Raw genomic sequence first — 13,608 nt, forward strand, 5'->3', positions numbered from 1 at the left:
GCCTTTCGTCGTCTCAGCCCGGGTAGTCCCGGCGGCTGCGGTGCGGGTTGGCATTCTGCCAGGCCAGGTAGGCGTTGTAGGCGGCGAGTTCCGGGTCGTCCTCGACCGTCGTGGCCGGCACCTGCCGCTCGGTGCGGCGGATCGGGCGCGGCGCGCCGGGCAGCACCGGCGCGGTGAGCCGCTCCGGCTCCGGCTGGGGTTCGGCGGAGATCTTGCGCCGCTCGTCCCGGATCAGCCGGGCCCAGAAGACCACGGCGAACACCCCGAACACCGGCCACTCGAAGGTGTAGCCCCAGCTCAACGCGTTGCCGCCCTGGGCGCGGGTGAGCTGCCACCAGGACATGAACAGGCAGACACCGAACGCCAGCACCATCAGCAGGTGCAGCGCCAGCCAACGGGGCGACAGGAACCGTCGCATGGCCCGAGACTACCCGCGACCCGATCGGCACCCGCCGCCCCGGTACCGCCGGGGCGGCCCGCGGCACCCGTGCTCAGTGCACGTAGAGCCAGTCGGCGTCGATGTTGATCTTGATGCCGCCGTGCGTCTCGGAGTGCGCACCCCAGTACTGCTTCATCCGGTGCCCCACCCAGTAGCTGCTCGGGATGTAGCTGCTGGCGACGGTCGGCTTCTTGTCCCACTGGGCGAAATCGATCGTGCCGGGCATCCGGTACGTGCCCGCCTTGCGGGCGGCGACCAGCTCGTCGATCGCCGCGGCCCGGCTGGAGTACACCCCGGACCGGTAGTGCAGCGCGTTGATCGTCGCCGTCCAGGTGGACAGGTAGCGCAGCACCGCGGTCGAGCAGGACCCGCCGCGCGGGTAGAACTCCATGTCGTGCACGATGATCGACCCGGCGGCGAGGCCGTAGTGCTTCGCCTGCCGCACCGCGTCGGTGGCGTCCGCCTTGGCCTGATCGGACGCCTTCGCCGCGCTGGTGATCCGGTACGGCTCGCCCGAGCACGGCGCCTGCCGCCCGACGTACATGGCGAACACGTGCCAGCCCTTGCCGGTCTGCCGGGCCACCCAGGCCGGGTTCAGGTTCGGCTGGTTGGGGCAGCCGAGGTCGCCGCCGCCGATGTACACCCCGACCGCGCGGAACCGTGCCTTCGCGAGCCAGGCGTCCATCGTCTTCGAGGTCGGCGCTGCGCAGGAGTCGAAGCCGTACCCGTGGAACGTGCCCGGCACCTTCGTGCTCACCGCCGGCTCGTTCTCCGGCTCCCGGATCGTCCGGGGGTGGGCGTGCTCGGTGATCCGGGCGCTGGCCAGGGCGGCGTCGACCAGCTCCGGCCGGCTGCCGTACGTGGTGGTCAGCTCGACGCCCGCGGCGGCCAGCGCGAGCCGGCCGGTGTGGTCGGTGCTGCGCGGCGCGGCCTCGGGCACCCCGCGCGGCACGACGGCGCTGCCCGGCGCCGCGGTCGCCGCCGCCGGGCGCAGGCTGATCGTCTCGGTGCGGCCGTAGATGCGCGGCGGGCAGTCGGCCGAGTCGCTCGGCGTCCCGAGGTAGACCGCGTGCCGGTCGACGCGGGCGCAGGTGTCGGGATGCCGGTCCAGGTCGATCACCGGCCAGCCGGCCGGCACCCGGAGGCTCACCCCGTGGTAGGTCACCAGCCTGCCGGCCGGCGCCGCGGCACCGGTACCGCCGCCCAGCGCCGCCGTGGCCACCAGCACCGTGGCGCCGACCAGTATCGAAACCTTCCGGTGCGTTGCCTGCGTAGTGCGGTTGTTTCGGATCACTGAGCGCACCGCGCACCCTCCCCCCGTCGGGTCCGCCGGCACCCGGCCCGTCCCCAACGGCGTCAAGGCGCCCGCCGGGTACCGCAAGACATGCCCCTGCCTATCACTCGCATTTGTGTGCACGTCGGCATTTCCGGCTTTGTCAGCCGGTGGCCCGACCGTGCTCGGGGTCCGGACGACCCGACTGATGCTCACTGTGCGTTCTGGGGCGATCACGCGATTCCGCCGGTTCTGCGTCTACTGTGCGCTTCGCGGTAGCCTCGCCGCGTGGCCAACCCCGACCGCGACCGGCATCCCCTGCTGAACCTCGCGTACCTGCTGCTGGCGAGCGTGCTCGCCGGCGTCGTCGTCGCCGCGGTCGCGTTCCCCGCGGTCGGTGCCACCGGCTTCGCCGCGAAGACCGGCTCGGACACCTTCGAGGACCTGCCGACCGAGCTGACCATCCCGCCGTCGCCGGAGAACTCCTACCTCTACGCGGCCGACGGCAAGACCGTCATCACCTCGTTCTACGAGCAGAACCGCAGGGATGTCGGGGCCGACGAGATCCCGCCGGTGATGCGGCGGGCCATCGTCGCCGCCGAGGACACCCGGTTCTACCAGCACCACGGGGTCGACCTGCACGGCGTGCTGCGGTCGCTGATCGCGAACAACAGCGCCGGCGACGTGCGGCAGGGCGCGTCCACGCTGACCATGCAGTACGTCCGGAACGTGCTGTTCACCGCGGCGAAGACGCCGGAGCAGGCGCGGGCGGCCACCGCGCAGACCGCGGACCGCAAGCTGCGCGAGATGCGGTACGCGCTGGCGCTGGAGAAGCGGATGTCCAAGACCGAGATCCTGCGCCGCTACCTCAACATCGCCGCGTTCGGCCACCAGGCGTACGGGGTGTACGCGGCGAGCGAGCGCTACTTCTCGGTGCCGCCGTCGAAGCTGACGCTGCCGCAGGCCGCGCTGCTCGCCGGCCTCGTCAAGGCGCCCGACGCGTACGACCCGACGCAGGCCGACCCGAAGCCGGCCACCCAGCGCCGCAACTACGTGCTGGACCAGATGGTGGCGCTGCACTACGTCGACGCGAAGCAGGCCGCCGCGGCGAAACGCAGCCCGCTCGGCCTGCACCCCTCCGAGGTACCCAACGGCTGCGTCGACGTGCCGGCCAAGCACCGCGACTGGGGCTTCTTCTGCGACTACTTCCTGACCTGGTGGACCGCGCAGCAGCAGTTCGGCGACACCCGGCAGGCGCGGCTGGACACGCTGAACCGGGGCGGTTTCAAGATCGTCACCACGCTGGACCCGAAGGTGCAGCAGATCGCGCAGCACGAGGTGCTGCGCCAGGTGTCCACGCACAACCCGTACGCGATCAGCATGGCGGTGGTGCAGCCGCGCACCGGCAAGGTGCAGGCGATGGCGACCAACCGCAACTACAGCCTGGACACCAGCCACAACGGCAGATCGACCCGGCACAACGGGCAGCGCGGCAACTACCCGAACACCACCAACCCGCTGATCTCCGGCGGCGGCGACATCTACGGCTACCAGGCCGGCTCGACGTTCAAGATGTTCACCATGCTGGCCGCGCTGTCGGCCGGCAAGCCGCTCGCCACCTCGTTCAAGGCGCCGGCGAAGCTGAAGACGAGGTACCCGGTGGGCGGCGGCCCGGCCAGCTGCGGCGGCTACTGGTGTCCGAGCAACGCCAACCCGTCCTGGATGGACGGCAAACGGATGATGTGGGACGGCTTCGGCCGCTCGGTCAACACCTACTTCGCCTGGCTGGAACAGCAGGTCGGGGCGGAGAAGGCGGTCGCGATGGCGAAGAAGCTGGGCATCCGGTTCCGCGCCCCGTCCGACGCCAGGCTGGCCGCCCACCCGCACGAGTGGGGCGCGTTCACCCTCGGCGTGTCGGCGGTGACCCCGCTGGACCTGGCGAACGCCTACGCGACGGTCGCCGCGGAGGGGGTCTACTGCGCGCCGCGCAGCGTGCTCACCGTGGCGAACCGGGACGGCAAGGCGGTCTCGATCCCGGGCGCCGACTGCCACCGGGTGATCTCCGCCGACGTGGCCCGCGCCGCCACCGACGCGGCCCGCTGCCCGGTCGGGCAGCAGAGCTACTACAAGCGGTGCAACGGGGGTACGGCACCGAACGGGTTCGGCGCCGCCATCGGGCGACCGTTCGCCGGCAAGACCGGTACCACCGACAACACGCAGACCGCGACGTTCGTCGGGTTCACCCCGCAGCTCGCCGCGGCGGCGATCGCCGCCGATCCGGACAATCCCCGCAACGCCGTCGGGGACGCGTACGCGGACAAGGTCGACTGGGCGGTCGGCAACACGATCCGGCGCTCGCTCGCCGGGCATGCCGTCCGGCAGTTCGGCAAGCCGTCGAAGAAGATCGCCGGACACCTGTCCAGCGGCCGGCACAAGCCCGGCCACCAGCGCCGCCACCACCACTGACCGGCCCGCCCATCGGCCGCCGTCGGGCCGGTCACCGGTGCCGTACCTGCCGGGTACCGCACCGTGCGCCGCGCGTACGGTGGAGCCGACGGGTACAGGGGGTGGGTCATGCCGGGAATGGGTCACATGGGACCGATGCTCGCGCCGACCCTGAACCGCCTGCTGGCACCGTCCATCGACTGGTTCTTCCTGCTCTGCTGCCTGGCCGCCGCCGCGGTGTACCTGGCCGGCGTGTTCCGGTTGCGCCGGCGCGGCGTGCAGTGGCCGGTGCTGCGCACGGTGGCATGGCTCGGCGGGCTCGTCTCCATCCTGTTCGTCACCTGCACCGGGCTCGGCACGTACGGGATGGCGATGTTCTCGGTGCACATGACCCAACACATGGTGCTGAGCATGTTCTCGCCGATCCTGCTGCTGCTGGCGGCGCCGATCACGCTGGCGTTGCGGGCGATCCGGCCCGCGCCGCGCGGCAAGGTCGGCCCGCGCGAGGTGCTCGTCAAGGTGCTGCGGTCCCGGGCGGCGCGGGTGTTGACCTCACCGGTCTTCACCCTGCCGCTGTTCATCGCCAGCCTGTACGGCCTCTACTTCACGCCGCTGTTCGACTTCGTGATGAGCAGCTGGCTCGGGCATCACTGGATGCTGGTGCACTTCATCCTGGTCGGCTGGATCTTCTTCTGGCCGGTGATGGGCACCGACCCGGCGCCGCACCGGCCGCCGCACATCTTCCGGATGATCGAGCTGTTCCTGGCGATGCCGTTCCACGCGTTCTTCGGGATCGCGGTCATGCAGTCGGCCTCGCTGATCACGAAGACGTTCGCGCATCCGCCGCTGTTCTGGGGCATCAACGCGCTGTCCGACCAGCACACCGGCGGCGGCATCGCCTGGGCGTTCAGTGAGGCGCCGACGCTGCTGGTGGTGGTCGCGCTGTTCGCGCAGTGGATCAAGGACGATGAGCGGCGGGCGCGCCGGGAGGACCGGGCCGCCGATCGGGACGGCGACGCCGCGCTCGCCGCGTACAACGCGTATCTGGCCCGGCTGAACCGGCAGAGCTGAGGCGGCCGGTTCGCCGGTTGCGGACCGGAACTGACCGCTGTGCGGGTCAGACTGAGGGCATGACGAACGACGAGATCGCATCCGAGCAGCAGCTGCTGGTCCGATTCCTGGCCGGTCAGCGGGAGGCCTACCGGCAGGCGGTCGCCGGGCTCGACGAGGAGCAGGCCCGCTCGGTGCCGTCGGCCAGCGCGCTGAGCCTGTCGGCGCTGATCAAGCACTGCATCGACGGCGAGCGCACGATGATCAACCGGATCGCCGGCGCCGAGGAGGCCGCCGACCCGGTGGCGAAGTGGCAGGCCGGCTGGCAGTTGACCGACGCGGACACGGTGCCGGCGCTGCTGGCCGAGTGGGACGAGGTGGGCCGGCGCACCGAGCAGGTGCTGCTGGCCGAGCCGGACCTGGACCGGGTGGTGGACATCCCGGCGAACGTGCGGCAGTGGCTGCCGAACGACACCGCGTACACGGTGCGCTGGCTGGTGCTGCACTCGATCGAGGAACTGTCCCGGCACGCCGGTCATGCCGACGTGCTGCGCGAGTCGATCGACGGCGCGGTCGGGCACGGGGTCAAGCAGCAGCCGGGTGCCGCCTGGGGCTGAGCCGGCTCCGCCCTGGCCGAGTACCGCCGCCGCGCCGTGCCGCCGTGCCGCCGACGGCCGGCCATGGTCCACAGTGGACGATGGCCGGCCGGATCGGCGCGGGACGCGGCGGGGGGAGTCGCGACCCGCGGCGGTACGGCGAACCGCACCGCGCCGGTGTCGGGCGCCGGGGGGAGGGCGCACCGCACCTTCTTCAGGAGGTGGCGTGCCGGGCCGGGGGGGTGACCCGGCACACCGGGAGAGCGGGCTTGGCGTCAGGCCAGGACGAGGACCTGACCGGGGAAGATCAGGTTCGGGTTGCCGTGGAGCGTCTTGCCGTTGTTGGCGTAGAGCTCCTGCCAGCCGCCCGTGACCTTGTGCTTGGTCGCGATGGCCGACAGCGTGTCACCGTGCTTGACGGTGTACTTCGGGCCCTTCTTCTGCGCGTGCGTGGCCGGCAGCTGCGAGGCCGAGCCACCCGCCGACGAGCCGCCGGTCGACGAGCCGCCGGAGGACGAGCCGCCGGTCGAGGAACCGCCGGTCGACGAGCCGCCGCCGGAGCCGTCGGTGTTGCTGCCGGAGTAGTTGCCCGCGTCGCCGGCGTGCGCGCCGCACACCGGCCAGGCGCCGATGCCCTGGCTGGCCTTGACGCGCTCGGCGACGGCGATCTGCTGGCTGCGGCTGGCCTGGTCGGCGCGCGCCGCGTACTGGTCGCCGCCGTTGGCGTCCCAGGTGCTCTGGGAGAACTGCAGGCCGCCGTAGTAGCCGTTGCCGGTGTTGATGGCCCAGTTGCCGCCGGACTCGCACTGCGCGATCGCGTCCCAGTTGGTACCGGACGCGCTCGCGGCCTCGGTCAGCCCGAACAGTGGTACCGCGGTGACGGCGCCGGCCGCGACCGCCGTGACGGCGATCTTGCGACCCAACCTGGCCCGGGGGGAAAGGGCACGGTGCTTCGCCATGGGTTGTCTCCCTCGACGCCTACGAGGTGAGCTGTCGGGTTCGGGCCGAGGGGTACTGGCCCGGCCGCGTGCTGCGGCTTCACCCCGAGGCACCGCAACGTTCGCGGTGCCGAGGAACCTGGGTCCCCCGCTCCATGCCTGGCAGGTACGTGGAACCACGGTGTCGGCGGCATGGACTCGGCGTACCGGCCGTGGTTGCCCGCGACGGCGGACCGGCTGACCGTAGGTGCACCGGGTCCGTGGACGCAAAGTTCGGTGGGGCGATGGTGAAGAGGGCCACGTCCAGTCGGTGCGACACCACCCGGGACCGGACGAATCGCACCGCGTAACCGTGTGTTTGCTGTACGAAGGCGGAACACACCGCGCGGTCGCCCAGAAACCCCGCACAGAGTGACCGTGCGCTCGCGATACGCAGCATCGAGCGTGGCTTCGCGCCCGACATGACCGCGTTCACTCCGGCCGACGGCGCCCGCCGCCGGCACGCGTAGTTCGGTCAGAATGGAACCATGTCGGCCGCCGGATCCTCCCTCGCGTTGCGCCGCCGGTGGACCGACCTGATCGCCAGTGGGTACGACCGGCTCGTCGCCTCCGACCCCGGGCTCGCCCGGTTGCGGCTCGCGCTGGGCGTGCTCGTCAGCGTCGTGCTCGCGGTCGTGGTACTCGGTCTCGCCGGCTTCGCGATCACCGGCGTGCTGCTCGGCGCCAGCATCGCGATGGTCACCGCGTCCGGCCCGGTGCAGCGCACGCTGCGCAGGCAGGCCGCGGTGATCGGCCTCACGATCGTGCCGGCCGCGGGCGCGCTGACCCTGTCCGCGCTGCTCGGCGGGCACCGGCTGGTGTCCGACCTGGTGTTCCTCGCGGTCATCTTCGTCGCGGTCTACATCCGCCGGATCCCGGACTACGGTTTCCCGCTCGGGTTCCCGGCGTTCATGATGTTCTTCTTCGCCTCGTTCGTCGGCGCGTCGCCGGCGGCGTTGCCGGTGCTGCTGCTGGCGATCCTGGTCGGGCTGGCCTGCGCCGGGCTGATCCGGATCGTCGTGCTGCCGCCCCGCTCGGCACGCACCTTCCGCCGGGTCCGGCGCGGCTTCCAGGCCCGGCTGGCCCAGGTCCTCGACAGCGTCACCGACCTGCTCACCGACGGCCCCGCGCCGGCCCGGCTGGACCGGTTGCGCCGGCGGGTCGACCGGATGCACGAGAGCGCGCTGATGGTGGAGGCGGAGCTGGACAGCCCGCTCGCCCCGGACGGCGCCGGGCTGCACCAGCGCCGGGTGCTCGCCGCCGAGCTCGCCGCGGAGTCGCTCGCGCACGAGGCGCGCCGGGCCATGACAGCCGCCGATCCGCCCAGCCAGGCCGATCGCGCCGTCGCCCGGGACCGGCTGGCGACGCTGATCGAGCTGATCCGGGTGGACCGGCAGCGCGGCGGCTCGGGCGAGTTCCGGGTACCGGAGTGGGTCTGCGACCGGGAGCAGCGGCTCGCCGGGGTGAGCCCGGCGGCCCGCGGCCTGGTGTGGGCGATCGCCGAGGTCGGTGCCGCGGTCACCCGTTCCCGCAAGGCGAACCACCGGCCGGTGGTCGGCCCGCCGATGGACGACGAGGAGGACGTACCGGAGCGCGCCGAGCGCGACCCGGTGGCCCCACCGGTACGCGGGCTGGTCGGCCGGTTGCTGCCGTCCACCCGGCAGGCGATCCAGGCGACGGTGGGCTGCGGGCTGGCCATCCTCGCCGGCGAACTGCTGTCCCCGCAACGGTGGTACTGGGCGGTCATCGCCGCGTTCGTCGTGTTCGCCGGCACCACCTCCGCCGGCCAGACGCTGATGAAGGGGTTCCGCCGGGTCGTCGGCACCATGATCGGCATCGTCACCGGTACCGTCGTCGCGCTGCTGGTCGCCGGCGATCTCCCGCTGGTGGCGGGGCTGCTGTTCGTCTGCATCTTCGCCGCGTTCTACCTGGTGGCGATCTCCTACAGCGCGATGACGTTCTTCATCACCGTGATGCTCGGCCTGCTCTACAGCCTGCTCGGTACCTTCACGCCGGGGCTGCTGGTGCTGCGGTTGGAGGAGACCGCGGCGGGTGCGGCCGCCGGCGTGCTCGCTGCGCTGGTCGTGTTGCCCACCAGTACCAAGAGCATGCTGCGGGACGCGGTGGCCGGCCTGCTCGACCGGCTCGCCGGGTTCGTGACGTCCACTGTGGACCTGATGGCCGACGGTGAGCTGGTCGACCTGATCGACGCCTCCCGGGACGTGGACGCCGACCTCGACGCGGTACAGACCAGCGCCGAGCCGCTGCTGCACCGGGCCAGCCCCCGCCGGGCCCGGCGCAGCGACACCCGGCACCTGGTCCGGGTGCTCACCCGGTGCGCCCACCACGCCCGCGGGATCGCCGCGAACGCCGAGGTCGCCGCGCTGCCGGCGGACCCGACGCTGGCCGAGGTCGGCGGCCGGGTCGCCGCGAACCTGCACCGGCTGCGCGCGGTGCTGCGGGACGAACCGCACCCGGAACCGTTGGTACGGGACGAGAACCCGGCCGCCGCCATCGGTCGCGGGGCGCCGGAGGGGCTGGACGAGCGGACCCGCCGCGCGGTGGACCACCTCACCCAACTGGACCAGGCGGTACTCGCGCTGGCCCGGCCGCTGGGCGCCCGCCTCGCCGACCGCCCGCGCTGACCGGCTCGGCCGGACGCGACGGGTGCGGTTCGCCGGCCCGCCCCGATGCCGGTGGCGATCGGCATCGGGGCGAGGTATGGTGCCGGAATGGACTTCGCTCAGCAGACGACGACGCCGGTGACCCGGCGCCCTCGATGCTGAGCTGATCCCAGATCCACCTGATCTCAGCCAACGACCACGGCCCCGGGCGATCTCCCGGGGCCGTCGTCGTGTCGGTGCGGGGATGCCCTGAGCGGAAGGGAAATCCGATGTCCATCGACCCCCAGCCTCCAGCCCTCGCCGCCGACGACGCCGCCCGGCCGGACCACCGGCGGCTCGGCCGCGAGCTCGACCTGTTCGCGACCGATCCGCTGGTCGGCTCGGGCCTGCCGCTGTGGCTGCCGGACGGCGCGATCGTCCGGTACGAGCTGGAGAAGCTCGCCGCCGAGTCGGCCGCCGCGGACGGCTGTCGTCGGGTGTACACCCCGGTACTGGCGAAGCGCGAGCTGTACGAGCGATCCGGGCACTGGGCGAAGTTCGCCGACGACATGTTCCCGCCGATGCTCCTCGGCGGCGAGGAGTTCGTGCTGCGGCCGGCGAACTGCCCGCACCACGCCCTGGTGTACGCGTCCCGCCAGCGCAGCGTGCGCGACCTGCCGCTGCGGCTGAGCGAGCTCGCCTCGATGTTCCGCAGCGAGCTGTCCGGCGTGCTGTCCGGGCTGTCCCGGGTGCGGCAGATCAACCTGGACGACATCCACGTGTTCTGCGCACCGGACCAGGTCGGCGACGAGATAGTCCTTGCGCTGCAGGCGATCCAGCGGGTACACGGCAAGCTCGGCGTCGAGGTCGCCGGCTACCGGCTGTCCCGGCGCGGATCCGGCGGCAACTACCTCGGTGACGCGGCGCTCTGGTCGGCCGCCGAGGACCAGCTCGCCGCCGCCCTCGACCGGCTCGGACTGTCCTATCAGGACGCCGAGGGCGAGGCGGCGTTCTACGGACCGAAGATCGACGTGCAGGTGGTCGATCCCTCGGGTCGGGAGGAGAGCCTCGCCACCGTGCAGCTGGACTTCAACCAGCCGGAACGGTTCGACCTGCAGTACGTGGGCCACGACGGCGCCCGGCATCGACCCGTGATGATCCACCGCGGCACCCTCGGCGCGATGGAGCGGCTCGTCGCGTACCTGCTGGAGCGGCACGACGGCGCGCTGCCGACCTGGCTGTCCCCGGTCCAGGTGGCGGTGTTGCCGGTCGGTGCCGATCAGGTTCCTGCCGCCGAGCGGCTGCTCGATACCTTGCAGGACAACGGCATCAGGGTGGAGTTGGCCGGCCCACAGGACAGCCTCGGTGCCCGGGTGGCACGGGCCCGGCAGCGCCGGGTGCCCTACCAGGCGGTCGTCGGCGCCCGCGAGGCGGTGGCCGACGCGGCGACCGTACGCACCCGGGACGGTGCCCGACGGCTGCTCGGCACCGCCGACCTGGTCGCCGAGCTCCGGGCGCACATCACCGCCCGCGACTGACCGCGGCACGGGCGCCGGGCGGGGGTGTCAGTCGCCGGCGGTGGGGTCGGTGACGCGGGCGAGCAGGACCGGCTCGCCGGTGTGCCGGTCCCGGATCAGCATCAGGTACGGGCGGTCGAACCGTACCTGGCGCGGCGGTACCCGCAGGCTCGTGGTGGTGACGCCGACCGCCGTCGCCGCCGCGGCCGTGGTGCCCTTCTCGGCGACCGACAGCGTGGCGCGGTGCGCGACGAACGCCAGCGCCGCCGCGTTCGCCGAGATGCCGGTGAAGTCGGCGTCGCGGCCGAACGCGACGCCCATCCCGAGCCCGGCGAGCGTGCCGGACAGCTCGGCCGACCAGGACAGGTTCACCGTCGGCAGATCCAGCCCGAGCTGGGTGTCGTGCAGGCCGCCGGTCAGCGCGGTCAGCGTCGCCGCGGTCGGTACCCGCTGGTCGCCGTCCGGGACCAGCGCGAGCATCTCCAGCCGTCCGCCCCGGTACGGCAGCGCCACCGCCTGCCACCAGTTCGCCGCGGCGTACCGGTAGCGGCCGTCGCCGTGCAGGAAATCGGTGCGGACCGTGCCGTTCGGGGTACGGAACGACGCCGGGTGGGTGTCCTCGGCCCGGAACGGGTGCTGCCACCGGGCATCCAGCGCCATCGCGTCGGTGAGTACCCAGCCGAGGCCGGCCAGCTGGTCGGCCGACACGATGGCCGGGATCCGTCCCTTCGTCTGCGCCGACACCGTCTCGTTGATCGAGGTGGCGCTCGCGGCCGCGTCGCTGAGCAGCGGCACCTGGCGGATCCCGACCCGGTAGCCGGTGGCGAGCCGGTCCAGATAGTCGCGCCGGGTCTGCTCCCGACGGTCCAGCCACACCGTGTCGGAGACCTTCAGGCCGGGCGTGGACCGCAGCGCGTCGGTGCGCCGCTGCAGGCCGGCGAGCAGCGGATCGCCGGTGGCCGGCAGCCGCAGCACCCGGGCCAGCGCGGTCGCCGTCGACCCGCGGGCACCCTGGTACGCCATCCCGAGGCCGGACGCGAGGCTCTCCGGCGACAGCACCACGTTGCCGTCGGCGGGCTGCGCCGCCAGTACGGCGAGGCCGAAGCCGGTGTCGGCGCTGGCCAGCGCGGCGCTGCTCGGGCCGCCGGTGGCCGCGACCGCCCGGGCGGTGCCGATGGTCAACGGCGCCGCGATGTTCTGCCGGCCGGCGCCGGCGACGGTACCGGCGAGCAGCAGGACGACCAGCGTGCAGCGCAGGGCACGGGTGACGTACATGCACGTTGGACGCACCGTGGTCGGCTCGGGTTCCGTCCTTCCCGGGACGGTCCGGGCCGATTCGCCCGGTGATCGCGGTGTGCCGGTGGGCGGTTCAGTCGAGCGGGTCGAGCCCGCCGCCGTCGGTGCTGCCGGCGGTCGGATCGGCGCCGGTGCCGCCGTCGAGGCCGCCGCCGCTGGAGTAGCTCGGCGAGCCCCCGGACGGGCTCGGCGACGGCGAGCAGGAGGTGCCGTGCCGGGTGTTGTGGTACCCGCCGCGGTAGCGATAACGGGAGCCGGAACCCGAGCCGGAGCCGTCGTCGTCGCCGTAGTCGTGGTAGCCGGAGCCCGACCCGCCCTCGTCGCCGCCGTAGTCGTGGCTGCCCGATCCCGATCCGCCCTCGTCGCCGCCGGTGTGGCTGCCACCGTGCGAGCCGCCGTAGTGGGAGCCGCCGTGGCTGCCGCGGGCCAGCGTGATGGTCTCGGTGCTGCCGAGGCTGTAGCAGTCGTCGGAACTGCTCGGGTCGCAGCCGGTGGCGCCGAGCAGCGTCGCACCGGACAGCGCCGCGGTGACCGCCAGCCCGATCACCCGGCGCCGTACGGGGGAGGGAATGTGGATCATGCTGGCAGGGTAGAAGTCCCCACCAAACGCCCAGCGAAGCCCCAGTTCGGTCAGGCGCGCAGCTCGGCCGGGGCGCGGTCGAAGCAGCCGTGGTAGACGGTCGGCTGCCGTCGGGCCCGGATGCCGTCGGCGAAGTTCGCGTCCACCTGCGCGGCTTCCTCGGCGCTGGGATGCGTGGTCTGGCAGTCGTACCCGGCGCTGTGCCCGCTCATCAGGATCGAGCAGTCACCGTCGTAGTTGTCCGGCAGGCCGTAGATGTGGCCGAGCTCGTGCGCGACGATCCGGGTCGGGTTGTACTCCTGGGCCTGCTGCAGGTCGAGGTACACCTCGCCGGCACCGAGCCCCTGCGGGATCGTGTACGAGCCGCCCCCGTACCCCTCGCTGATGGTGACGTCGGCCGGGCTGCCGGCGACCAGCCGCACGTTCTGCACGCTGTCGTTCCAGATCTGCACCGCCTCGGTGATGTTGTCGGCGAGGTCGGGCGCCTGGCTGGCGTCGTAGTAGACGGTGGTGACGGCCTGCGGCGTGGCCGCGGCGGCGGCCTGGGTCGCGGTCGCGATCGGCGCGCCGACCAGGGCGAACACCGCCGCGGCCAGCAGCGGTACGAGACGTCGTCGTAGCATGGCGACTCCCTTCGAGGTGAATGGTCTGCCCAGAACGTTATTGCCCGCATTGATCCTGGAAAAGGGTAAATGTGCCAGGCGACGTAATCGCGCCCCGCCCTGTGCTCGGCGCGAACGTCGACGTGCTGCGCCGCCCCGGCGCCGCCGTGCTGCGCTGCGCTGTGCCGCCCGGCGCCGACGTGCTGTGCCGCCCGGCGCCGCCGCGCTGT

11 protein-coding genes and 1 riboswitch are annotated in these 13,608 nt (G+C 72.7%); of the genes, 5 read left to right on the top strand and 6 right to left on the bottom strand.

The features are described from left to right. Positions 1 to 13: 13 nt before the first annotated feature. Together NUM_RS23900 and NUM_RS23905 are read right to left on the bottom strand one after the other, a co-directional pair. Positions 14 to 418, bottom strand: a complete 405-nt coding sequence (locus NUM_RS23900; protein ID WP_030447090.1) for a hypothetical protein — start codon at positions 416 to 418, stop codon at positions 14 to 16. A 73-nt stretch (positions 419 to 491) separates the two neighbouring features. Then, the gene (locus tag NUM_RS23905) at positions 492 to 1,667 is read right to left on the bottom strand and encodes a glycoside hydrolase domain-containing protein (protein WP_207127167.1); all 1,176 of its coding nucleotides are present in this window, start codon (positions 1,665 to 1,667) and stop codon (positions 492 to 494) included. A 333-nt stretch (positions 1,668 to 2,000) separates the two neighbouring features. Here NUM_RS23905 and NUM_RS23910 point away from each other — a divergent pair, with 333 nt between their 5' ends. From NUM_RS23910 to NUM_RS23920, 3 genes are all read left to right on the top strand, one after another. Continuing rightward, complete coding sequence (locus NUM_RS23910) at positions 2,001 to 4,178, top strand: transglycosylase domain-containing protein (RefSeq protein ID WP_207127168.1); 2,178 nt, start codon at positions 2,001 to 2,003, stop codon at positions 4,176 to 4,178. A 135-nt stretch (positions 4,179 to 4,313) separates the two neighbouring features. Further along, positions 4,314 to 5,228 carry a cytochrome c oxidase assembly protein gene (locus NUM_RS23915; protein WP_225918810.1) on the top strand — a complete coding sequence of 305 codons (915 nt, stop codon included), beginning with the start codon at positions 4,314 to 4,316 and terminating at the stop codon, positions 5,226 to 5,228. A gap of 59 nt (positions 5,229 to 5,287) precedes the next feature. Beyond that, a complete protein-coding gene (locus NUM_RS23920) occupies positions 5,288 to 5,824 on the top strand; it encodes a mycothiol transferase (protein WP_207127170.1) in 537 nt (178 codons plus the stop codon). A 254-nt stretch (positions 5,825 to 6,078) separates the two neighbouring features. Here NUM_RS23920 and NUM_RS37850 read toward each other — a convergent pair whose 3' ends face one another. Then, positions 6,079 to 6,762, bottom strand: a complete 684-nt coding sequence (locus NUM_RS37850) for a LysM peptidoglycan-binding domain-containing protein (protein WP_207127171.1) — start codon at positions 6,760 to 6,762, stop codon at positions 6,079 to 6,081. 2 nt (positions 6,763 to 6,764) lie between these two features. Then, positions 6,765 to 6,941: riboswitch (cyclic di-AMP (ydaO/yuaA leader) on the bottom strand. 327 nt (positions 6,942 to 7,268) lie between these two features. On the opposite strand from NUM_RS37850, the gene NUM_RS23930 reads away from it, so the two are divergent. Both NUM_RS23930 and thrS read left to right on the top strand, forming a co-directional pair. Continuing rightward, on the top strand, positions 7,269 to 9,425 hold the full coding sequence (locus NUM_RS23930; protein ID WP_207127172.1) for an FUSC family protein: 2,157 nt from the start codon (positions 7,269 to 7,271) through the stop codon (positions 9,423 to 9,425). 248 nt (positions 9,426 to 9,673) lie between these two features. Continuing rightward, positions 9,674 to 10,921: a threonine--tRNA ligase gene (gene thrS, locus NUM_RS23935; protein WP_207127173.1), complete on the top strand. Its 1,248-nt coding sequence runs from the start codon at positions 9,674 to 9,676 to the stop codon at positions 10,919 to 10,921. Between the two features lie 27 nt (positions 10,922 to 10,948). Here the strand turns inward: thrS and NUM_RS23940 are convergent, their stop codons facing one another. The 3 genes from NUM_RS23940 to NUM_RS23950 form a co-directional block, all read right to left on the bottom strand. Beyond that, the gene (locus tag NUM_RS23940) at positions 10,949 to 12,175 is read right to left on the bottom strand and encodes a serpin family protein (RefSeq protein ID WP_207127174.1); all 1,227 of its coding nucleotides are present in this window, start codon (positions 12,173 to 12,175) and stop codon (positions 10,949 to 10,951) included. A gap of 94 nt (positions 12,176 to 12,269) precedes the next feature. Then, complete coding sequence (locus tag NUM_RS23945; protein ID WP_207127175.1) at positions 12,270 to 12,776, bottom strand: hypothetical protein; 507 nt, start codon at positions 12,774 to 12,776, stop codon at positions 12,270 to 12,272. A 50-nt stretch (positions 12,777 to 12,826) separates the two neighbouring features. Beyond that, positions 12,827 to 13,399: a snapalysin family zinc-dependent metalloprotease gene (locus tag NUM_RS23950; RefSeq protein ID WP_207127176.1), complete on the bottom strand. Its 573-nt coding sequence runs from the start codon at positions 13,397 to 13,399 to the stop codon at positions 12,827 to 12,829. Between the last annotated feature and the right edge of the window lie 209 nt (positions 13,400 to 13,608).

This window comes from Actinocatenispora comari (genome assembly GCF_017312725.1).
GTDB lineage: Bacteria > Actinomycetota > Actinomycetes > Mycobacteriales > Micromonosporaceae > Actinocatenispora > Actinocatenispora comari.